A 20,362-nucleotide genomic window follows, 5' to 3' on the forward strand; every position below is an offset into this window, starting at 1 on the left:
AGAATGATAGAAAGCCAGCTCGATGAGCTGGCTTTTTTTATGTGCCAATCTAAGCTTATGATTTATGTGGTGAAAACTATGCTGCTTTGGGTGGTGCTTGTTACTCCATTTCTCTATCGCTTGGTGACATTGGGCCAAACCTTTGCTGCGGATGAACCGCTAAGCCACTTCTACCTCTTTCTTAATGATATTGCGATTTTACTGGCCCTTGTTTGTCTATTGGGCAACAGTCCACAACGAGGGTTGATGCGTGGGTTTTTCACGCTACTAGCCTTGTTGTTGTACCTCTATTATGTCGTTGATATCGCGGTGATACTTCTCTTTTCGACACGTTTATATTGGCAAGATGCGCTGCACTACGGGGGGCAAGTCTCTCATGCTGTCGGTATGCCAGTGTTCTTGTTACTGCTGGCGAGTCTCGCTCTTATCGCAGCGCTGTTTTGGTGTCATCGTTTGATTTGGTTTCCGCGCCGAAAACGCTCAGCCACAGTCTTTAGCTGTGTCGTTTGCGCCGGTTTTTTACTTAGTGTCGCAGAGCCAATTCATGGCGACTCCTCGCGAGCGGTGTTTTTTCGCAATGTTTATGCGGCCAATTGGCTCTCGACTGAACGAGAACCTTACAGTCAGAGCTTTATTGATAGTTTGAACTACAACGATGGTTTAACGTGCACGTCAGTGGAACCCGCACGCCCTGACAATATCTATGTTGTCTTAGTCGAGTCTTGGTCTCGATATCACAGTGGCTATTTTATGGAGGGAGGGCAGCCGAGCTGGACGCCGCAACTGGATGCATTGGCAGCCGCTAACCATAGTTTGCTTCGTTTGTTCAGCAATGGGTTCACCACAGAAGCCAGCCTTTATGCCATTTTTACCGGGCAACTGCCCCTCTTTCCACAGACGAACCTGTCGGGAAAGGTGTCATTGGCGGAAGTGTCAAATGAACGAAGCGTACTGCTTGCTATCAATGCTCACGGTTATCATAGCCAGTTTATTACGAGCGGTGATTTAAACTTTCTTGATAAGGCGAGTTGGTTGAGCGCCATTGGCTTTCAAACCTTGCTTGATAGTGATGACTTTGACTATCAAGGGCAGCGATTGCTGTTTGATTCGCCGCCCGATGCACTGTTGCTTAAGAAGGTCGAGGCCCTGCATGGCAAGCGCGATCAGTTTGTTGTGATTGAGAATGTGACGACTCATAGTCCTTACTACTACCCAGACGCTTCTGGGCGTCTACAGCGTGGGGAAGAAGAGGCGTTTGGTTACAGTGACCGATGGCTAGCGACGCTGATACAACAGATTGCCGTAGGTAATAACTTGGTCATTGTAATGAGTGATCACCGTACGATGAGCCGTGTTACTGCCAGTGAGGCGGCGCAGAGCGGGAGAATGGCAGCGGCGGCGATACCGGGGTTTGTCTATTGGCAAGGGAAGCAGAGGGTGATTGATGCTCCAATACAGCACACGGATATCTTACCCTCCTTGGTCGATTGGTTAGCCGGTAAGCAGTGCTCTTCCGATTTTCGTGGCGCCTTGTTTCCTCTGACGATGACAAAGCCGGCAAACTGTCAAATCTATGTTCGCGGCGATGATCGCTCCCGAGTCACTGCCCAATGCCGCTCTTCACAGTTTGATGTGCGACTCGCAGGCGATAACACCCGCGCGTTAGAAGACAATGACTGGAGTCAGCGCGTTGTTGACTTCATTAATGCCACTCGGAGCGGGAAGAGGCGGTCGGCGGTTGATCCATCTCGTTAGGGGGCGCTTTTTCTATCGTCTCCGAAGCCCTGAGAGGTTGCTTATTTTGTAGGTTCACCGCTGTGCCTTTCACTGAGGGAAAAGCGAGATATCTGAGATTCTTCTCCTCGAGGCGTCCTCGGCTGACATTGTCGAGAATCAATCCAGTAAAGAGGCATAAGACACTGATGACGCCGAGTGCACTGGCGAGGATGGCACTTGGGAATCGTTCCACCAACCCAGTGGCGAAGAAATCAACGATAACCGGGACACCGATTGCAAGACAGAGAAAGGCACTGAACAGACTTAAGCTGGTGAAAAAGGCGAGTGGTTTGACGTCTCTGAGCAGAAAAAGAATAAAGTTGAGGATTTTCAGGCCATCTCGAAATGTGTTGAGTTTACTTGCTGTGCCGGTAGGGCGGGCTCGATATAAAGTCGAGACCTCTTTTGTTGCTAAGCGGTGATGTAAAGCATGGACACTTAACTCGGTTTCAATCTCAAACCCATTGCTGAGAACGGGCACCGATTTGACAAAGCGACGGCTCATAATTCGGTAACCAGAGAAGACGTCATTGAGCTTTGATTGAAAGAACAGGCTGATCAACGCACTGAATGAGCGGTTACCGATGATATGGCCTGTTGGGTAGGCGTCGTCAGAGATAGAGCGAGTGCCCGTGACCATATCGAGGTTTTCATCCAAGAGGGTTTGAATCAGTGTCGGGGCAGCATTGGCATCATAGGTATTATCTCCATCAGCCAGCACGTAAATATCCGCTTCGACATCGGCAAACATGCGCTTGACCACTTCCCCCTTCCCTTGACGTCGCTCTCTAAAGACCAGAGCGCCAGCTTGCTTCGCTTCATGGATGGTGTCATCGGTCGAGTTATTGTCGTAGACGTAGATGGCCGCGCCGGGCAGGGCATGCTGGAAACTGCGTACGGTATCACCAATAGCACCCGCTTCATTAAAGCAGGGTAAGAGCACGGCAATGTGATAGTGATTCATTGTGCTTTCTCCGGGGTGAATTTGAGTAGGCGGATGTGATCGTGAGCGTGTGCGATTTCAGTAAGCCACAAGGGCAGTTGGTTGGTATGTAGCTGGTGGATAAGCGCCGTCTCTGGGCTCTGCTTCAGGAGGATGCGGCTTGCATCTTCGGAACCGAACATCAGGTAGTCGACCTCTGCCTTCAGGAGTTTTTGATATGCCTCCTCTTGGTTGCTACTGGTTAATAAGCGGATAACGAAGAGGTTTCCAGCGACATTTCGGTGATACGGCGCCGCGAGAATACGATTGTTTGTGAGCGCCAGTATGGGTGTGCCATAGGAAACAGGTGCCAAGATCAAGGCATCGTGAATATTGCTATCGAGTAGAGGCTGTACTTTTTCGGTTCCGCTTAATGACGTTCGTAGAGCGGGATCCGAAGGGCCATCTGTCCACTTATTGAGGCTTTGCATGAGATAAAGGATTGCCAATGGCGTAAGTAAGAGACTTGCCGCAAATTTGGCGTGACGACTCTGTAACGGAAGGTGCGAGAGAAACTGCATACAGCTGTAGGCATACAACGGCATGACGATGAGAGAGGCGGTGTAAATGGTACGAAGTTGCCAAAAGAGGGGGAGCGCCATCGCCACCAGCATCAAGCCATAGACAACTTTTAACTGTGGTGTTTTTAGTCCCCAGAAACATGCCAGTAGCGCGGGGGCATAGACGAAGAGATAGTTTTGGCTAATCCACACACCTTTGCTGTATAGGTAATCGATGATCGGCATCGCCTCAGAGACATGGTTTAACCAAAACTGCGCCAATAGGTCAGGATACTGATAGTAAGGGCCGAGTAAGAATGTGGGATGCAATGCTAAAAATGGCGAGATGGCTATCAGGCTGAGGAAGAGAAAGCGTAAGGGAAGGGCAAGGCTATTCCCCTCAAGGCGACGAAAACACCACAAGGACAAGGTGCAAAATAGCCAGCCACAGGCAAGGAGTGTCACTAAAGCGATGGAGATTTGGTCATTGTGGGTGTGAAGAAAGTCTTCCCACGGGCGGCTCAACAAGATGGCGATGGGAACTAAGCCAAGCAGATAACAGCAAAGTCTTTGGCAGTAATAGAGAAAAGCCTGATGACGATAGCCGATAATGCAAAGTGTGAGTAGCAGCAGCAAAAAGGCGATGATGTTTTCTAATCCGACCCACAGTGATAACGCGATAAGTATGGCTTGGAGACGAAGCGGGTTGGAGGATCTGCACTCCTCGCGATGAAATGGGGTGAGTGCGATAATCCAAGCAAGAAGGCAAAGTTGTAAACCGTGATGGTCAATGGCGCTAGGCACGAAAGGTGAAAGGAGAGGGGAAAGCAAAGTGACGACAATCGCGAGACTTGCGGTGTGATTATCTGTCATACGGGCCGTCAGGTGCCCAATCGCGAAAAGCAGCCCGAGAAGATAAAGCAGTGGGATAAGGGAGATTGACAAGGTGGCGGCAATGGCATCATCCATGAGATGGCTGAGTAACCACGTGACGGCTGCCAATGGAAGATCAGGAAAACGAGACCAATGGATGATCTGGCCATCGGTTGGATTAAAACGCGGAAGAGGTTGCAGGTACCACGAAGGTGTCTCTAACCATTGGGTAAATTGCACCCAGCGCAGGTAATCATCATTGTCAGCAAATTGTCTGAGGGAGACAGCATCCCATTGGGTGAAAAGCAGTGCAGCCGATACACAGCACCACGCAACGAATGTGAAGCCTAGCCAGCTATTTTGCTGAGCGCGTTTAACGGGCGGGAAGACATCCGTCTTTGCCATGAAATCACCCAAAAGAATAAAAGTTATTTTAATTATATTTCAAGAGTATGTTTTGGTGGGGTTTTTATCGCCTTAACGATGAGAAAGTGGCCAATATGGTTAAGAGCCCGCGGTAGAACGGCCTTTTTTGTTAAGTAGGAATAAAACAACAAAAGTGTGTCAGCCCTCACATTTGACGTGATTAGCCACACAACTTGGGGTAGAATCGACGTGCTTTTTAATCATCTTGCATGGATATGACACTGAAAGTCGCAATTAACGGGTTTGGTCGCATCGGACGCAGCGTACTACGCGCGCTCTATGAAAGCGGCAAACATCAACAGATTAAGGTCGTTGCCGTCAATGAACTGGCACAACCTGAAGCTATGGCGCATCTTCTCCAATACGATTCTAGCCATGGCCGATTCCACAAGTCTGTTACTCACGACCAAGAGCACCTGTTCATTGACCATGGCAAAGGTGATATCGATTCGATCCGCATCTTGCACTTGAGCGACATCTCTTTATTACCATGGCGAGACCTCGACGTTGACATTGTGCTCGACTGTACCGGGGTTTATGGCTCGCGCGACGATGGCCTTGCGCATATTCAAGTGGGGGCCAACAAGGTACTTTTCTCTCATCCCGCTTCGCAAGATATCGACAACACTATCATCTACGGTGTCAACCACACCACACTCCAAGACGACGATCGCATTGTGTCAAATGGCTCCTGTACAACCAACTGTATTGTACCCGTCATCAAGGTCTTGGATGAGGCATTTGGCATCAACTCGGGCACCATCACCACTATCCACTCCGCGATGAATGATCAGCAAGTGATCGATGCTTATCATACGGATTTACGCCGTACGCGCGCCGCGAGTGCTTCTATTATTCCCGTAGATACCAAGCTGCATTTGGGGATTGGTCGCATATTCCCGCAGTTTGCTAAAAAGTTTGAGGCGATTTCTGTTCGCGTGCCAACAGTCAACGTTACCGCGATGGACTTGAGTGTCACTGTCAACACTAATGTTACAGTTAATGACATAAATCAAGCATTGATCACAGCATCACAGTGTACATTAAACGGCATTGTGGATTACACCGAGGCACCGCTTGTCTCGATAGATTTTAATCACGACCCCCATAGCGCCATTGTAGACGGCACTCAAACTCGAGTGAGCGATCAGCACTTGGTCAAGATGTTGGTGTGGTGTGATAACGAGTGGGGATTTGCAAACCGAATGCTAGATACCGCATTGGCGATGTACCACTCTTCGCAACCGTGAAGGATGCGATAAAGCAACATTGAAATTTGCGTGCCTAGCAACATGGAATAGGCACATTAAACTTTTGGATAACTTGAGTAGAGGACAAAGAATGTCTGTTATCAAATTGATTGATCTCGACCTAGCTGGCAAGCGCGTATTCATCCGTGCTGACCTGAACGTACCGGTAAAAGAAGGCAAAGTAACGTCTGATGCGCGTATTTTGGCATCACTACCAACCATTAAGCACTGCCTAGAAGCGGGTGCAAAAGTAATGGTGACTTCTCACCTAGGTCGTCCAACTGAAGGCGAGTATGCAGAAGAGTTCTCTCTACAACCAGTGGTTAACTACCTAAACGACGCTCTAGACTGCGACGTTAAACTAGCAAAAGACTACCTAGATGGTCTTGAGCTAAACGCGGGTGAGCTTGTTGTTCTTGAAAACGTTCGTTTCAACAAAGGCGAAAAGAAGAACGAAGAAGCGCTATCTAAGAAATATGCAGCACTCTGTGACATCTTCGTCATGGATGCATTCGGTACGGCTCACCGTGCTCAAGCGTCTACTCACGGTGTTGGCATGAACGCGCCTGTCGCGTGTGCGGGTCCTCTACTAGCCGCTGAGCTAGAAGCACTAGGTAAAGCAATGGACAACCCAGAGCGTCCACTCGTTGCTATCGTGGGCGGTTCTAAAGTTTCTACTAAACTAACAGTGCTAGAGTCGCTATCTAAAGTGGCAGACCAACTCGTTGTGGGTGGCGGTATCGCGAACACATTCATCGCCGCTGAAGGCCACAACGTCGGTAAGTCGCTATACGAAGCAGACCTTGTTGAAACAGCTCAGAAGCTAATGAAAGAGTGTTCTATCCCAGTCGCCACTGACGTTGCGTGTGCAAAAGCATTTGATGAGAACGCAGAAGCTGAAATCAAGCACGTTTCTGAAGTTGCTGACGACGACATGATTTTCGACCTAGGTCCAGATTCAACGGCTGCGCTTGCTGAAATCATCGGTAACGCGAAGACTATCCTTTGGAACGGCCCAGTAGGCGTTTTCGAGTTCAAGAACTTCGAAGCAGGTACTGCAGGCATCTCTAAAGCAATCGCTGAGTCTGCTGGTTTCTCTGTAGCCGGTGGTGGTGACACCCTAGCCGCTATCGACAAGTTCGGTATTAAAGCAGATGTGTCTTACATCTCTACTGGCGGCGGTGCTTTCCTTGAGTTCGTTGAAGGTAAAGTACTTCCAGCCGTTGCCATGCTAGAAGAGCGTGCAAAAGCGTAAAGTTTTTAAGGTGGTGTGATTCACACCGCCTTTTTTATTATTTTTTGTTTATCGTTTGTGAATTGGATCAGCTTTGACTAAAATGGCGCCCAAGCAAACGATTGCAACCTGTGAGCCAACACAGACAACAAGTAAATAGGACTATTGTCATGTCTAAGATCTTCGATTTTGTAAAACCGGGTGTTATTTCTGGCGACGACGTACAGAAAGTTTTTGAAGTTGCTAAAGAGCACAAGTTCGCTCTTCCAGCAGTTAACGTAGTTAACACTGACTCTGTCAACGCTGTACTTGAAGCTGCGGCGAAAGTGAAAGCGCCAGTTGTTGTTCAGTTTTCTAACGGCGGTGCGGCATTCTTCGCAGGTAAAGGCCTGAAGCTAGAAGGTCAAGAAGCACAAATCAAAGGTGCTGTAGCGGGTGCAAAATACGTTCACGCTATCGCTGAATCTTACGGTGTACCAGTAATCCTTCACACTGACCACGCTGCTAAGAAACTACTTCCTTGGATCGACGGCCTACTAGACGCGGGTGAAGAGTTCTTCGCTCAAACAGGTAAGCCTCTATTCTCTTCTCACATGATTGACCTATCTGAAGAGTCACTAGAAGAGAACATCGAAATCTCTGCTCAGTACCTAGAGCGTATGGCTAAGCTAGGTATGACCCTAGAAATCGAACTAGGTTGTACTGGTGGTGAAGAAGATGGCGTAGACAACTCTCACATGGACGCGTCTGAGCTTTATACTTCTCCAGAAGACGTAGCATACGCATACGAGAAACTGGTTGCTATCAGCCCACGTTTCACTATCGCTGCTTCTTTCGGTAACGTACACGGTGTTTACAAGCCAGGTAACGTTGTACTGACTCCAACTATCCTACGTGATTCTCAAGCACACTGTGCTGAGAAGTTCGGTATTGCACCTAACGCACTAAACTTCGTATTCCACGGTGGTTCTGGTTCGACTCAAGAAGAGATCGAAGAGTCAATCGGCTACGGTGTTATCAAAATGAACATCGATACTGATACTCAGTGGGCAACTTGGGATGGCGTTCGTGCGTACGAAGCTGAAAACCGTGATTTCCTACAAGGTCAAATTGGTAACCCAACTGGCGAAGATGCGCCAAACAAGAAATACTACGATCCTCGCGTATGGCTACGTGCTGGTCAGACTGGTATGGTTAACCGTCTTGAGCAAGCGTTCAAAGACCTTAACGCGATCGACGTACTATAATTCAGGCTTTAATAGCTAGAGATATGAACCCCGCCACATTGGCGGGGTTTTTTTTGTCTAAATAATAAGAAATTGCACTATAGATATAGCTGATTTGTAAAATATATTTACTGAGCGAAGTGAAATTTGATTATCATTGCGCGAATTTATCGGCCAATGCTTTATAAGGAGTATATCTATGAGTGAAGAGACTGCGGGCCAAGTCGTTGTCGACACTTTGGTAAACAATGAAATAACGGAAGGTGTCATGGATGCCGGTAACTGGGTGATTGATAATCAAGAGCTGCTAATCAGCTACGGTGTCAATGTACTCTCAGCACTGCTCATTCTTTTCTTTGGTAACATTTTTGTGAAAGCGATTTCACGCGGTGTGGGTAAAGTACTTCTCAAGCGTGAGTTTGACCAAGCAATAGTGGATTTTGTGTCAGCGCTTGTCCGCTATACCTTGTTTACCATTGTCATGATTGCTGCATTAGGGCGTATCGGTGTACAAACAGCGTCTGTCGTTGCGGTGTTGGGTGCGGCAGGTCTTGCGATTGGTCTGGCACTTCAAGGCTCACTGTCGAACTTCGCTGCGGGTGTCATCATTGTCGCGTTCCGTCCATTCAAGTCAGGCGACTATGTTGAAGTCTCGGGTGTTGCGGGTTCTGTTGAGTCTATTCAAATCTTCTCAACCGTACTTAAAACGCCAGATAACAAAATGGTGGTGGTGCCGAATGGCAGTGTGATTGGCAGCCCGATCACTAACTACTCTCGTCACCGAGTGCGCCGTATTGATTACGTGATTGGTGTTTCTTATGGTGCTGATCTACAAAAGACAAAAGCAGTGTTAGAAGAAGTCTGTGCAAGCGATGAGCGAGTACTGAAATCGCCCGCGCCACAAGTGGGTGTGGTTGAGCTTGCCGACTCATCTGTCAATTTTGTGGTTCGTCCTTGGGTTAAGACCGATCAGTACTGGGATGTCTACTTTGACTTGCTACAAGCGATCAAGGAGCGTCTTGATGATGAGAAGATTGAGATTCCATTCCCGCAAATGGATGTACATGTCTCAAAACCTGAATAGTTTTCTCTAGATTAAACTGTTTGATTTACAAAGCAATTTCTTAAAAAAGGCACAGTTATGTGCCTTTTTTTTATCCTCGAATTTGTGATTTTTTGCGCCATGTCATTTGTTTTATGAATACTTCTAACAATGCCTTGTAAATATAACAGTATGCGCTATACCTATAAATGCTGGGTAAGGATCACAATTTTGTTTATGCAATTGATTGTTTCTTTCCTGATAGGTGTATTGCAACTCAATGTGAGTGCATAAGTGTGTTGTATGCCACGAGTGTGGTAGGTATGAGGGATTTACGATGTCTTTGTTAAACAAACTCGGTGCAAAAGCGATCTATGTTATGGAAGCCTTCCGTCGCGATCAGCGTGGGGTAACTGCGATTGAATATGCTGTTATTGCGGTAGCGGTTGCTGCGGTTGTTGTTGCTGTCTTCTCGTCTGGTGGTAACCCACTTCAGAATGCGTTGAACAACGCAATGGCGGACGTAGAAACGCAAATTAACAACGCAAACTGATGTTCAGCGGCGAGACGCTCCAACAAGTATCGGCATGGTCAATCTTGTTGGTGCTGTCTCTGCTGTTGTGTGTCTATGACATTCGACATCGCCTTTTGCCGAACACGTGGATTGGCGTGGTGTCGATAAGTTGTATGGTCATTAACCTGCAATTCGGTATCGGTTGGAACGCACTTGTTGGGACAGCAACTGTTCTGGTGACAGGCCTTTTTCTTTTCTACTGGGGCATTGTAGGCGCTGGCGACGTAAAACTTCTCGCTGCTTACAGCATTGCCATCACCGCGGATATTTTGCTTCCTACGCTACTTTTGGCAGCCATTATTGGTGGAGTTGTAACGCTAATTTTGGTGCTGTGGGCATGGAAGTCTCGTCAATGGGAACAGTTAAAATCGCGGGGTATTCCATACGGTATTCCCATCGCGTTAGCAGGGTTTACTGGTGTAGTTTTCTCAACGTTATAGCGCATCGAGGGACGCAATGGGACAAAAAGTCATCTTGCTAATCGCTTTTCTCGCCATTGGTATTGGTGTCTACGGGCTAACTGGCAACCTCTTTAAAGAGCCCGCACCGCCACCACAACAAGTCGAAGTGATTGAGCAAGCACCGCAAGTCAAGCTGACGACTGTCTGGGCATTTGGACGCGATTTTGAAGCAAAGGATGCGGTCTCCGTGGTCGATGTTGTTCGACGTCAAGTGCCAGAAGAAGATGCGGAAGCAAACCTTTGGTTATTGGCGTCAGAGCCCAAGCCTGCCATTGTTCCTGGTTCTGTCGTACGCACGGCCTTGAGTGCGGGACATCCTTTTAAAGCGAATTTTATCGTCGACCCAGATTCACCTGAGTATATCAACTTGATGATTGAGCCAGGGTATATTCCTTACTCCTATCAAGCGAGTACGGAAGCGGTCTTTGGCGGACTGATTAAGTCTGGTGACTATGTCGATATCGTGAGTTTGACCTCGCTCAAGCAAAACTTGGCGCATGGCGAAGTGATGACTGACTTTCGGGGGGTGACTGTCCATCCGTTATTGATACGGAAACGGGTGCTGCAGGTTGAAAAACCTAGCATTGACGGTAAGCCACGCACGGAAGTCAATGTCGTGCTGGAGTTGACCAAAGAAGATGTCGCCAAAATGGTGATTGCAAAACGGATCGGCCTATTAGAGCTCCATAAATCCATGTCGGCGGAGTCGCAACATGAAGCGAATACGGGCGATGTGCTTCCTGACTTTTTCTCTGTGACTGAGCTACGTGGCAACGAACGCGTGATTAATTGAGGGTAGGTAATGCAACGAGTTATCGGTTTTCTTGCGCTACTCATGGTGTTCCCAACAATGGCAGCACGTATTGTGAATTTAGGCCAAGATGAGGCCACGACATTGGTGTTTGAACAGCCCATTGAAACTGTCTTTATTACCAATCCAGAGATTGCGGATTACCAAGTCATCGATGAAAAACGCCTTGTTGTATTTGGACGTGCGGTAGGTAATGCGTCATTGCTGGTGTTTGGCGCGAATCGAACCACCTTAGCGAACCGTAAGTTGGTGGTGAACAAGAGTCTGACGCATATCCAGCAACAGATAGCGATCAATCATCCCAATGCAGAAATTACCGTCACTAACCTCGGTGATCAGGTGGTGTTAACCGGGACGGTGTCATCGGATCGAGAGCGGCAGGCCATCTACTCGCTAGTGGGCGAGTTGCTCGGTAAGGATTACGACGATTACAAAATCAACTGGGATATCGGCGAAAAAAGTTTAGAGATTGATTTCATGACGCGCCGTCGTTATGCCGGTTTAGTCAATAACATTGAGCTAGCCACGACCAAACAGGTCAACGTGAAGCTATCGATAGCTGAAGTTTCACACACCTTTCTTCAAGAGTTAGGCGTGCGATGGGGGTCGATTGTCGGCGATGGTACCTTTGCTGGTAATGGGCAGTTCGCCGACTTTGTTACCAATTTCAGTGCGGATGATATCGCGTTGTTTATTTCCGCAGTAGATGATGACAGTGTTGGACAAATTTTGGCTGAGCCCAATCTGTCGGTGATTTCTGGAGAAACCGCGAGTTTTTTGGTTGGGGGTGAAATCCCCATTGTGGTGTTTATCAATGATACCTATACCGTGAGTTACAAAGAGTTCGGTATACGCCTAGAAGTCGCTGCTCGGGTACTTGAAGATGATCAGATCAAGCTTTCCCTGATGCCCGAAGTGAGTGCGGTAGACGTCTCTTATCGTTCAGAAGTCCTCGATATTCCCTCTTTTCGTACTCGTCGAGCGAGAACGACGGTGGAACTCGGTGATGGGCAGAGCTTTGTTCTTGGTGGATTACTGAATACCGAGGATAGAGAGACCCTGTCGAAAATCCCGCTGATTGGTGATGTGCCTATCTTGGGCTCACTGTTCCGCCATACCCAAACAGAGCGGCGTAAAACCGAGCTGATCATTGTGGCTACGGTCAATTTGGTTGAGCCAGTGCAAGCCACGCAGATTCAGTTACCGACGATTCAACGCACCTCTACATTATCGCGATTCTTAGGGATCAAACCCACCACCTCTCCCAAGACACAGCAATGGGCTGAAGAGATCTTGATGACCGGAGGATTCAAGCAATGAAGCCAGTTTGGATAGGCCTTTGGGCATTGGGGTTAACAGCATGTGTGAATCAAATTGATGGCCACTACACTCCAGTAGCGATTGATGTGATTGGGGTCGACTACCACTATCAAGGTATCGAAGGGTCTCAAAGCTATAAAGTACAGTCGCAAGCCATGATGGCGTTTATGGAGCAGCATAAGCCTTTATTGCTGAAAGAAGCGGTGACCGTCTATTGGGATGGTAATCAAGGCAAAAAACTCGCGAAGGCCGCCCAGCAGTGGATGTTAAAAGTCGGTGTTCCACCGATGCAGATATCCATGATGGCCGCCGAACTCAATAGCCCTTTAGAAATTGTGATTGCGACGCATCATGTGCAAGTGCCACTCTGCCAGCCAGTAAAAGCGGAAGCATTGGGCGCGGGCGCATTTAACTGTTACTCCGAGAGTGCGCGGTGGCAGTCGTTAGTGCATCCCGAGAAAATGCTAAACACAAACAGGGAGTAGCGATAGATGTTTGATTTAGTCGATATTCTCAATAAACACACCGTCGATGAGCAGCAAGAAAATGCCATCAAGGCCGTCTTGTTCTTTAAAACGGAAGTTTGTCGATCTTTGGTGATGGAAGCTTTTGCGTTCGAGGGATTGGGCAAACCTGTCATTCTTGAAAATAAAGACATTCACATCGTCGAGCATGTTGAGACCCAAGAGATCGAACTGGTATTGCTAGAGCTCAACAATAGCGATTCCGTGGTAGCGGATGCCGAGCGTATTAGTCACATCATTCCGAACCATGCCTCTGTGGTTGTCATTGGTGATGAAGATGCTATCTCTACCATTCGTCAGTTGAAAGGCATGGGGTTCTACTACTTGTTTTGGCCTATTTCAAAGCAAGAGCTGATCGACTTCGTTAAGAGTGTGAATGAAAACCGCCAGCGACAAAAAGGCCTTGGTCAAAACCGTAAAGGGAAGCGGGTCAGTGTGGTGGGATCAAAAGGTGGCGTTGGCTGCTCCCTCATATGCGCTGAAATTGCTTATGGGCTTGCTGACGATAAACACGCCTCCGCGCTGTTGGTTGACCATCACTACAGTGGCGGCAACCTCGATATCATGTTGGGGAAAAAAGATCTCGCTAAGCGTCAACTCCAGCCCGGCACCTTAACCAGTAAACTTGACCACAATTCCGCCCTGACATTATTGGATAAAGTCTCTGAGAAGATCAAAGTGCTCTCTATTGGCTCCAAAGAGGGGGGACATCAAGAGGTGCGTGATTTCACTGATTCAGTGGTGGAGTTGGTGTCTCATGATGTGAACTTCATCGTTGAGGATGTCTCCGCCTCTATTAACTTTGAGGCATCGGCGGCATGGTTGTGTGAGCGTAGCGATATCATTGTGATTGTGATGGAACCAACCGTGTCTTCATTGCGAGAAACTGAGCGCCTACTTGAAAAAGTCAATCCACTCCGCCACGAAGCAGGCCACCCCATTCGCTTGCTACTTGTTGTCAATCACCACCGCGCGAGCAAGTTTGAAACGGTATCCGACAAGGATATTGAAACCTATTTAGATAAAAAAATCGATGTCACATTACCGTATGAACCGCATGCGGGTGACTTAGTGTTGCAAGGAAAGCGGCTGTTTAACGGCAAAACAAAGATGTCTTCCCCACTCAAACTTTTGGTGTCTAAGTTGGTGGGGGAATCTAACAGTAAACGGAAAGGGCTAAAGTCTCTGTTCTCTCGTCGGTGAGGTAAGCCATGTTTGAAGCAAAACAGATTTACGTGAAATTGCGACGCAGTATTTTTGATGCGATCGATGCAGAAGCGCTGAATAATCTCAATAAAGATCAGTTGATGAAGCAGTTATCGAGCGCGGTAGATCTGCTGATCGAGCGAGAAAACTATCCCATCCCCGCCGTGATCCGTAATGATTTTGTCAAACAGCTGTGTGACGAGTTAGTGGGACTGGGGCCCTTGCAGACCCTGATGGAAGATGAGTCGATCTCTGACATCATGATCAATGGCCCTGATAATGTCTTTATTGAGCGTGGCGGTAAAGTGGGAAAATCGGAAGTTGTCTTTATCGATGATTTTCAATTGCAAGAGATCGCCAAACGGATCGCATCGCAAGTAGGACGCCGGGTCGATGAGTCTAGCCCCTTGTGTGATGCCCGTTTGAAAGATGGGAGTCGGGTGAACATTGTGATTCCGCCAATTGCTATCGATGGGACGTCGATCTCTATTCGAAAGTTTAAAAAGCAAAGTATTGATTTTGAACAACTTGTTGGCTTCGGTGCAATGAGCCCAGAAATGGCGTCCTTACTGAGAATTGCCTCGCGTTGTCGCCTCAACTTAGTTATCTCTGGCGGTACGGGTTCAGGGAAGACGACCATGCTGAACGCCCTCTCTCAACACATTTCCGAAAACGAACGCATTGTCACTATTGAAGATGCGGCAGAGCTTCGCTTGCTTCAGCCGCATGTTGTGCGCTTGGAAACTCGAACGGCAGGTATCGAGAATACGGGGGCAATTGGTCAGCGAGAGTTAGTGATCAACTCACTCCGGATGCGCCCCGATCGGGTCATTGTGGGGGAGTGCCGTGGTGCTGAAGCATTCGAGATGCTGCAGGCGATGAATACGGGTCACGATGGTTCAATGTCGACACTGCATGCCAATAGCCCACGTGATGCGCTGGGCCGTATCGAAAGTATGGTGATGATGGCAACGGCGAGCCTGCCTTTAGAAGCGATTCGCCGCACCATTGTCAGCGCGGTGGATCTCATTATTCAGGTTAGCCGCCTCCATGACGGTTCGCGTAAGGTGATGAGTATCGCTGAAGTGATCGGTATGGAAGGGGAAAATGTGGTGATGGAAGAGATCTTCCGGTTCAAACCATCGCCACATCAAGTTGACGGTAAAGTACAAGGCGAGTTTGTCACCGCAGGTTTAATGCAGCGTTCTGTCCTCTATGAGAAAGCCCGATTCTTTGGTCTTGTCGACCAGCTCAACGCTGCCTTCAACCGAGGACCATAGTCATGAGCGTGCAGTTGTTGTCTGTCGGTATTATTCTGCTTGCACTCTTAGGTGTATGGATGGCTTTTCGTCGCAAAAGCAAACCGATCGACTTTCTAAAAACTGCACAGATAGAATCGAAACAAGTGGATAGCATGCACAGCACGGATGCCTTGGATATCCACACCCTGATTGGGCGCAGTTTAAAGCAGCGTGTTAAAGAGTACGTTCACCAAGTGTTGGGCCAGATTGGTGAAGGTGCGGTGATGAAAATCGCGCTGTTTTTTTGTGGTGTCTCTTTCGCCGCGATAAAACTCAATGAGAGCTTTGGACAATTTCCACTGTACTTTGTGTTACCACTCGCGCTGTTCATTACCACTTACATGGCACTGCAATGGTTGAAAAAACGCGAGCGTAAGCGATTCAATGAAGAGTTCCCCGATGCGTTGAATTTACTGACGGGGGCGGTGACGGCTGGTGAGAGTTTGATGCACGCCATCATCTTTGTCGGTAAGTCGCTCGATAACAGTGTGGGTCGCGAATTTAAGTACATGGGAGAGCGTTTGCAAATTGGTGAGTCTCCCGATGAAGTCTTTGCCAAAGCGTGTCAGCACTTTCCTTATCAGCCGTTCTATTTCTTCATTATCACTTTGCGCGCCAATATGAACCGCGGCGGTCAGCTTAAAGAGGTCATGATGCGGCTTAACCGTCTCATGTTCGATAGCCGTGCGATTGAAAAGAAAAAAGCGGCAATGACATCCGAAGCGCGTATGTCAGCAAAAATCGTCGCGGCGATTCCTTTCTTGTTCATCCTGTTTATGAAGTATATGAGCCCTGAAAATTTCGATTTCATCATGAGTCATGAAGCGGGGCGACCGATTCTCTATTACGTATTAGTGAGTGAGTCGATCGGCATCTTTGTGATTTGGCTCCTTATGCGGGGGGCGGCGGAATGAGCCAATACGAGTGGATGCGGATTGGATTTGCGTTGTTGGTCGCGTTGGGATTAGTGGCCATGTTGGCGGTATTAATTCGTCGCAGTAGTGCCCACGAATGGTTAAAGCATTTTGAAATGCAGAGCCAAAACAAGCAGCCTTGGCACGCGCGTATTCAGCAAGGGCTGCAACGTTACTTTAGTTACCGCAGTAAAGAGATCAAAGAAAAGTTCATTAAAGCGGGGTACTACGAAGGAACGTATGCGTGGTTCTATCTGCCTGCCAAGATCATCTCCTCCATTCTACTTTTTGTGTTTGGGTTCATTTTCCCAACCTTTGTCGGGTTAGAGGACTTCTCTCAGCAAGTGATGTTTGTCGCATTGGGTTTGGTGATTGTGATTGTGCTGCCTGACATGGTCTTGGAGTCGCGCAAGAACAAGCTCACGCGCCGTATTTCCAACCAATTACCCTATCTACTCGATCTGATGGCCGTGTGTGTGCAAACGGGGATGACAATTGAAGCGGCGATCTCTTATATCGCCATCGAGATGAAGGACTTCGATCGCGATCTTTCTCATCTACTCAAGACCACGGATGATCGCGCCCGAGTGGTGGGCTTGAATCGCGCCCTTGACGAGTTGCTTCACCGCGTGCCATCGAATGAGATGCGTAGTTTTGTCTTTACACTGACGCAGAGCTTGCAGTACGGCAGTTCGGTTTATGGCGTGCTGACGACCTTGGCGAAGGATATTCGAGAAGTGCAGATCCTTCAGTTGGAAGAAAACGTCGGTAAGTTGTCATCAAAGATGTCTGTGCCGTTGATCCTGTTCATCATGTTTCCAATTGTAGTGTTGATCGCGGCGCCCGGAGTAATGAGGATGATGGGATGAAAAAAGCGTTTGCGTGCTTATGGCTGATGGCGGTGTTGGTGGGATGCAATACCACCGCCAATCACAGCGAAGTGGATATTGAGAAAAATGAAGCGATTTTAAAAACCACCAATGATCCGCAAGGCTTAGTCGATTTCTACAAAGCGGAATTGGCGAAACAGGATGGGCCGCGAGAACGTTATAAACTCGCAGAAGCATACTTAGGTATTGATGATGCAGAATCAGCGCTTTTCTACATGCAGCCTTTGATTGAAGAAGAGCGTTTGTCTGCCACAGGGTATTACCTCTATGGACGTGCATTAGCGATGCAAGGGGAGTACTTAAAGGCCCGGCATGCCATTTTGGAAGCGATTGTGCGTGAAGAAGCGATGGCGGAAGCCCACAACTTTTTAGGAGTGTTGGATGCAGAGCAGGGACGGTTTGATGATGCCCGCTCGGCGTTTAATCAGGCCAGAGCCTTGCTATTTGATGATGTCACTATCAAGAACAATTTGGCAGTGCTGGACATTTATCAACAAGACTATGAATCAGCGTTGAATCGTCTTTTGCCGCTTTGGAGTAATGGGTTAGGAGACGACCGGATTCGCGCTAACATGTTGTTGGCGATGGCTAAATTAGGGCGATACGATGACTTTCGTGCCCTCGTGGGGAGTGACAGAGAAGAATTTGCGGTGATCGACTTGTATCAAGCATTGGCAACCAGTCAGCCGAGGAGTGACGGTGATGGCCAAGAGTAGTCGTGGTGTAAAACGCAGTCGAGGTGTGGTGTCCATTGAGTTTGCTCTGGGCATTTTCGGCTTTCTGTTGATGTTTCTGTTTTGGGTTGAAGTGAGTTACATGGGGTATGTCTCCTCTGTTGTTGATCTTGCGATTACTGAAGCGAGTCGAGATGCAAAGAACGCAGAGGAAGAGGATTACAAAGCGAAATTTACTGCGGTCGTTCAAGCAGATAACTCCTTATGGGGGAACTTTATCAATATTGATAACCTGTCAATGACGACGCGTTACTACAATAGTGTCAGCGACCTTGCTGTTCCTTGTGAACAAGGTGAGGGCGGTGACTGTAATGAAGTGGGCGAAGCGAAGAACTCGTCGCTGGCCATCTATACCTTGGAGTACACCTACAACCCTGTTTTTAACTTGCTGTTTGATCTCTCGAGTGACATTGGATTGGCCCGTGAAGTCATCGTAATTCAGGAGTATGAGCGCAGTGAATTTAAGCAGTAGACGTTCTCGGCAAAAAGGCGCTTTTGCGGTTGAGATGGCACTGGTCGCCAGTGTGATGGTGTTTGTGTTGGCGTTTACAACCGATGTGGTGCTCAATCAGTCACTGAAAGGGAAGCTCGATCGGATGTCTTATTCCATGGTGAATATCCTCAAAGAGCGAACGCAACTCTATAACGCGGGTGATGTGTTGGATAGCGATCAGGTCGATGAGCTTTATGATGTCTTGTTGCAGTCACTGGGTCGCACAGTGGGTGGCTTTGATGCGACCCAGCTTGGCATGTATGTGGAGCAACAAAAGTTCACTGAAGATGATGATCCGATTGAACCACAAGTGGGCGTGCACCTGTTTAGTCGTGGCACATTAGCCTGCCAGCCCGCGGTTAGTCTGAGACAGCGAGAAAGCTTATCTGTGGTGACGACTTTCGACCGTCGTGCCACCTTGTACATGGTCACTATTTGCTATCAGGGGAAAAACTGGTTTGGAGAATTGATGGATGAGAACTATGGACTGGTTCGCTCTTACTCCATCATGATTGGTCGTTAGGAGGCATGGATGGTTAGTTTGCCTTCCCGTGAGCGAGGTACGGCGGCAATTTTGTTTGTCATGCTGGTACCGGCGTTATTTGGCGTGATGGCGTTGAGTATTGAAGGTAGTCGATACCTACAAACTCAGGCGAGAATTTCCGATGTTGCAGAGGTGGCAGGGTTAGCGCTGGCTGCACATAACAGCGAGGACATAGATACTAACGAAGCGATAGTGAAGCAATTTGTGCAAGCGTTAGTGCCGGATGCGCAAGACAGCGTCAATATTGATATTACTCGGCGCGATTGTGAAGAGATCGCCGGGTGCGGAACACCGGGGGTGTATGATGAAAAAGGCTATCGCTTCAATGAATATGAAGTGTCGATAACCACAACCCACACCAGTTGGTTTCCGAAAAGTGACACCAACCCGGCTGGCTTTAACGAAAATGTGTCAGTGTCAAGCCAAGCCGTGGCACGTAAGTTCCAAGGTGAAGCGGTTGACGTGATTTTTGTGTCAGACTTCTCCGGGTCGATGAACTACTCTTGGAACGGGCAAACCAAGATTTCCCGCTTAAAAGAGGTGATCGTGGATGTTGCCGATGAAGTGCATCGCTATTCGGCCGATCGTACGGAAGAGAAAAATACCATCGGACTGGTGCCGTTTAATTTCTGGACCACCAAGCCCGGTTCTACCTGCTATCAAACTCACCTTATTAGCCAGTATCCAGATTCAGATCCCGAGCGGACTGTCCGTGACTGGGTACAGCACGATCAAACCGTCGCCCAGATGTGGGATACCAAGGATGGTTGTATCGGTTATACCACCCAATATCAAACCCTCAGCCTGATGGATGACATGAGTAGTTTCGAAAGCGCCGTGAATGCGATGTGGGCAAACAGCGGTACTGCGTCTTTCGAAGGCTTGATCAGTGCTGCACAGCTCGCTCGAACTGGCGATAATCCGCGTCGTCTCATTGTCATTCTCTCTGACGGTGTCGACTGGGACCCTTCACCTTGGTATCGGAAGTGGCATATGGAGCAGCTCATTGCCGCTGGTCTATGTGACAATATCCGCAATACGCTCAATGCCGAAGTGACCAGTTATGGTAAAGAGGTGCAAGCCAAAATCGCCGTGATTGGGCTGGACTATGATGTCGAATCAGACCCCAACCTAGCCAATTGTGCCGGGGAAGATAATGTCTACACAGCGGAAGATATGGATGCGGTTTATAGCAAGTTGTTGGAACTGATCACTGAGGAAATTGGCCGACTTTACTATCGCAACTATGTGGTGGAATAAGTCTGGTGGCAAACAATGACA

The 20,362-nt window shown here is 48.2% G+C and carries 20 protein-coding genes; 18 read left to right on the top strand and 2 right to left on the bottom strand.

Annotation, left to right across the window (positions count from 1 at the left end; all coding sequences use genetic code 11):
* The first annotated feature begins 78 nt into the window (after positions 1-78).
* Complete coding sequence (locus TSUB_RS02750; protein WP_221274553.1) at positions 79-1,755, top strand: LTA synthase family protein; 1,677 nt, start codon at positions 79-81, stop codon at positions 1,753-1,755.
* Here TSUB_RS02750 and TSUB_RS02755 read toward each other — a convergent pair.
* Positions 1,703-2,740, bottom strand: a complete 1,038-nt coding sequence (locus tag TSUB_RS02755; protein ID WP_087023881.1) for a glycosyltransferase family 2 protein — start codon at positions 2,738-2,740, stop codon at positions 1,703-1,705. The two genes, TSUB_RS02750 and TSUB_RS02755, sit on opposite strands and share 53 nt — an antisense overlap.
* Positions 2,737-4,536 carry a hypothetical protein gene (locus TSUB_RS02760; RefSeq protein WP_087023879.1) on the bottom strand — a complete coding sequence of 600 codons (1,800 nt, stop codon included), beginning with the start codon at positions 4,534-4,536 and terminating at the stop codon, positions 2,737-2,739. The genes TSUB_RS02755 and TSUB_RS02760 overlap by 4 nt, the downstream gene beginning before the upstream one ends.
* 236 nt (positions 4,537-4,772) lie before the next feature.
* Between TSUB_RS02760 and epd the strand changes: the two genes are divergently transcribed.
* The 17 genes from epd to TSUB_RS02845 all read left to right on the top strand — a co-directional run bounded on the left by epd (position 4,773) and on the right by TSUB_RS02845 (position 20,341).
* Positions 4,773-5,807, top strand: coding sequence for an erythrose-4-phosphate dehydrogenase (gene epd / locus TSUB_RS02765; protein WP_087023877.1), 1,035 nt, complete (start codon positions 4,773-4,775; stop codon positions 5,805-5,807).
* Positions 5,808-5,898: 91 nt separating this feature from the next.
* Entirely contained in the window at positions 5,899-7,062 is a 1,164-nt protein-coding gene (locus TSUB_RS02770; protein WP_087023875.1) for a phosphoglycerate kinase, read from the top strand.
* Between the two features lie 149 nt (positions 7,063-7,211).
* Positions 7,212-8,288: a class II fructose-bisphosphate aldolase gene (gene fbaA / locus TSUB_RS02775; RefSeq protein WP_087023873.1), complete on the top strand. Its 1,077-nt coding sequence runs from the start codon at positions 7,212-7,214 to the stop codon at positions 8,286-8,288.
* A 178-nt stretch (positions 8,289-8,466) separates the two neighbouring features.
* Entirely contained in the window at positions 8,467-9,351 is an 885-nt protein-coding gene (mscS, locus tag TSUB_RS02780) for a small-conductance mechanosensitive channel MscS (RefSeq protein ID WP_087023871.1), read from the top strand.
* A gap of 295 nt (positions 9,352-9,646) precedes the next feature.
* Positions 9,647-9,862, top strand: coding sequence for a Flp family type IVb pilin (locus TSUB_RS02785; RefSeq protein WP_087023869.1), 216 nt, complete (start codon positions 9,647-9,649; stop codon positions 9,860-9,862).
* Positions 9,862-10,323: an A24 family peptidase gene (locus TSUB_RS02790; RefSeq protein ID WP_087023867.1), complete on the top strand. Its 462-nt coding sequence runs from the start codon at positions 9,862-9,864 to the stop codon at positions 10,321-10,323. The genes TSUB_RS02785 and TSUB_RS02790 overlap by 1 nt, the downstream gene beginning before the upstream one ends.
* Before the next feature lie 16 nt (positions 10,324-10,339).
* Positions 10,340-11,137 carry a Flp pilus assembly protein CpaB gene (cpaB, locus tag TSUB_RS02795; RefSeq protein WP_087023865.1) on the top strand — a complete coding sequence of 266 codons (798 nt, stop codon included), beginning with the start codon at positions 10,340-10,342 and terminating at the stop codon, positions 11,135-11,137.
* 9 nt (positions 11,138-11,146) lie between these two features.
* A complete protein-coding gene (locus tag TSUB_RS02800; protein WP_087023863.1) occupies positions 11,147-12,475 on the top strand; it encodes a type II and III secretion system protein family protein in 1,329 nt (442 codons plus the stop codon).
* A complete protein-coding gene (locus tag TSUB_RS02805; RefSeq protein WP_087023861.1) occupies positions 12,472-12,960 on the top strand; it encodes a hypothetical protein in 489 nt (162 codons plus the stop codon). Before TSUB_RS02800 ends, TSUB_RS02805 begins: the two co-directional genes overlap by 4 nt.
* A 6-nt stretch (positions 12,961-12,966) precedes the next feature.
* Positions 12,967-14,202, top strand: a complete 1,236-nt coding sequence (locus TSUB_RS02810; protein WP_087023859.1) for a CpaE/TadZ family protein — start codon at positions 12,967-12,969, stop codon at positions 14,200-14,202.
* Positions 14,203-14,210: 8 nt separating this feature from the next.
* On the top strand, positions 14,211-15,485 hold the full coding sequence (locus tag TSUB_RS02815; protein WP_087023857.1) for a TadA family conjugal transfer-associated ATPase: 1,275 nt from the start codon (positions 14,211-14,213) through the stop codon (positions 15,483-15,485).
* Between the two features lie 2 nt (positions 15,486-15,487).
* Positions 15,488-16,420 carry a type II secretion system F family protein gene (locus TSUB_RS02820; RefSeq protein WP_087023855.1) on the top strand — a complete coding sequence of 311 codons (933 nt, stop codon included), beginning with the start codon at positions 15,488-15,490 and terminating at the stop codon, positions 16,418-16,420.
* The gene (locus TSUB_RS02825) at positions 16,417-17,289 is read left to right on the top strand and encodes a type II secretion system F family protein (protein WP_087023853.1); all 873 of its coding nucleotides are present in this window, start codon (positions 16,417-16,419) and stop codon (positions 17,287-17,289) included. The genes TSUB_RS02820 and TSUB_RS02825 overlap by 4 nt, the downstream gene beginning before the upstream one ends.
* Entirely contained in the window at positions 17,286-18,026 is a 741-nt protein-coding gene (locus TSUB_RS02830) for a tetratricopeptide repeat protein (RefSeq protein ID WP_087023851.1), read from the top strand. Before TSUB_RS02825 ends, TSUB_RS02830 begins: the two co-directional genes overlap by 4 nt.
* Positions 18,013-18,516, top strand: coding sequence for a TadE/TadG family type IV pilus assembly protein (locus tag TSUB_RS02835; protein ID WP_087023849.1), 504 nt, complete (start codon positions 18,013-18,015; stop codon positions 18,514-18,516). Before TSUB_RS02830 ends, TSUB_RS02835 begins: the two co-directional genes overlap by 14 nt.
* Positions 18,500-19,060: a tight adherence pilus pseudopilin TadF gene (gene tadF / locus TSUB_RS02840; protein ID WP_159064974.1), complete on the top strand. Its 561-nt coding sequence runs from the start codon at positions 18,500-18,502 to the stop codon at positions 19,058-19,060. The genes TSUB_RS02835 and tadF overlap by 17 nt, the downstream gene beginning before the upstream one ends.
* A gap of 9 nt (positions 19,061-19,069) precedes the next feature.
* Positions 19,070-20,341 carry a TadE/TadG family type IV pilus assembly protein gene (locus TSUB_RS02845; protein ID WP_087023846.1) on the top strand — a complete coding sequence of 424 codons (1,272 nt, stop codon included), beginning with the start codon at positions 19,070-19,072 and terminating at the stop codon, positions 20,339-20,341.
* Positions 20,342-20,362: the final 21 nt, after the last annotated feature.

The organism is Thaumasiovibrio subtropicus (assembly GCF_019703835.1).
In the GTDB taxonomy this organism is placed as follows: Bacteria; Pseudomonadota; Gammaproteobacteria; order Enterobacterales; family Vibrionaceae; genus Thaumasiovibrio; species Thaumasiovibrio subtropicus.

What these genes read in the sequence shown, in the direction of transcription:
- TSUB_RS02750 (WP_221274553.1), top strand. Translation starts at nt 79, where the DNA reads ATGCTGCTTTGGGTGGTGCTTGTTACTCCATTTCTCTATCGCTTGGTG.
- TSUB_RS02755 (WP_087023881.1), bottom strand. Translation starts at nt 2,740, where the DNA reads ATGAATCACTATCACATTGCCGTGCTCTTACCCTGCTTTAATGAAGCG.
- TSUB_RS02760 (WP_087023879.1), bottom strand. Translation starts at nt 4,536, where the DNA reads ATGGCAAAGACGGATGTCTTCCCGCCCGTTAAACGCGCTCAGCAAAAT.
- epd (WP_087023877.1), top strand. Translation starts at nt 4,773, where the DNA reads ATGACACTGAAAGTCGCAATTAACGGGTTTGGTCGCATCGGACGCAGC.
- TSUB_RS02770 (WP_087023875.1), top strand. Translation starts at nt 5,899, where the DNA reads ATGTCTGTTATCAAATTGATTGATCTCGACCTAGCTGGCAAGCGCGTA.
- fbaA (WP_087023873.1), top strand. Translation starts at nt 7,212, where the DNA reads ATGTCTAAGATCTTCGATTTTGTAAAACCGGGTGTTATTTCTGGCGAC.
- mscS (WP_087023871.1), top strand. Translation starts at nt 8,467, where the DNA reads ATGAGTGAAGAGACTGCGGGCCAAGTCGTTGTCGACACTTTGGTAAAC.
- TSUB_RS02785 (WP_087023869.1), top strand. Translation starts at nt 9,647, where the DNA reads ATGTCTTTGTTAAACAAACTCGGTGCAAAAGCGATCTATGTTATGGAA.
- TSUB_RS02790 (WP_087023867.1), top strand. Translation starts at nt 9,862, where the DNA reads ATGTTCAGCGGCGAGACGCTCCAACAAGTATCGGCATGGTCAATCTTG.
- cpaB (WP_087023865.1), top strand. Translation starts at nt 10,340, where the DNA reads ATGGGACAAAAAGTCATCTTGCTAATCGCTTTTCTCGCCATTGGTATT.
- TSUB_RS02800 (WP_087023863.1), top strand. Translation starts at nt 11,147, where the DNA reads ATGCAACGAGTTATCGGTTTTCTTGCGCTACTCATGGTGTTCCCAACA.
- TSUB_RS02805 (WP_087023861.1), top strand. Translation starts at nt 12,472, where the DNA reads ATGAAGCCAGTTTGGATAGGCCTTTGGGCATTGGGGTTAACAGCATGT.
- TSUB_RS02810 (WP_087023859.1), top strand. Translation starts at nt 12,967, where the DNA reads ATGTTTGATTTAGTCGATATTCTCAATAAACACACCGTCGATGAGCAG.
- TSUB_RS02815 (WP_087023857.1), top strand. Translation starts at nt 14,211, where the DNA reads ATGTTTGAAGCAAAACAGATTTACGTGAAATTGCGACGCAGTATTTTT.
- TSUB_RS02820 (WP_087023855.1), top strand. Translation starts at nt 15,488, where the DNA reads ATGAGCGTGCAGTTGTTGTCTGTCGGTATTATTCTGCTTGCACTCTTA.
- TSUB_RS02825 (WP_087023853.1), top strand. Translation starts at nt 16,417, where the DNA reads ATGAGCCAATACGAGTGGATGCGGATTGGATTTGCGTTGTTGGTCGCG.
- TSUB_RS02830 (WP_087023851.1), top strand. Translation starts at nt 17,286, where the DNA reads ATGAAAAAAGCGTTTGCGTGCTTATGGCTGATGGCGGTGTTGGTGGGA.
- TSUB_RS02835 (WP_087023849.1), top strand. Translation starts at nt 18,013, where the DNA reads ATGGCCAAGAGTAGTCGTGGTGTAAAACGCAGTCGAGGTGTGGTGTCC.
- TSUB_RS02845 (WP_087023846.1), top strand. Translation starts at nt 19,070, where the DNA reads ATGGTTAGTTTGCCTTCCCGTGAGCGAGGTACGGCGGCAATTTTGTTT.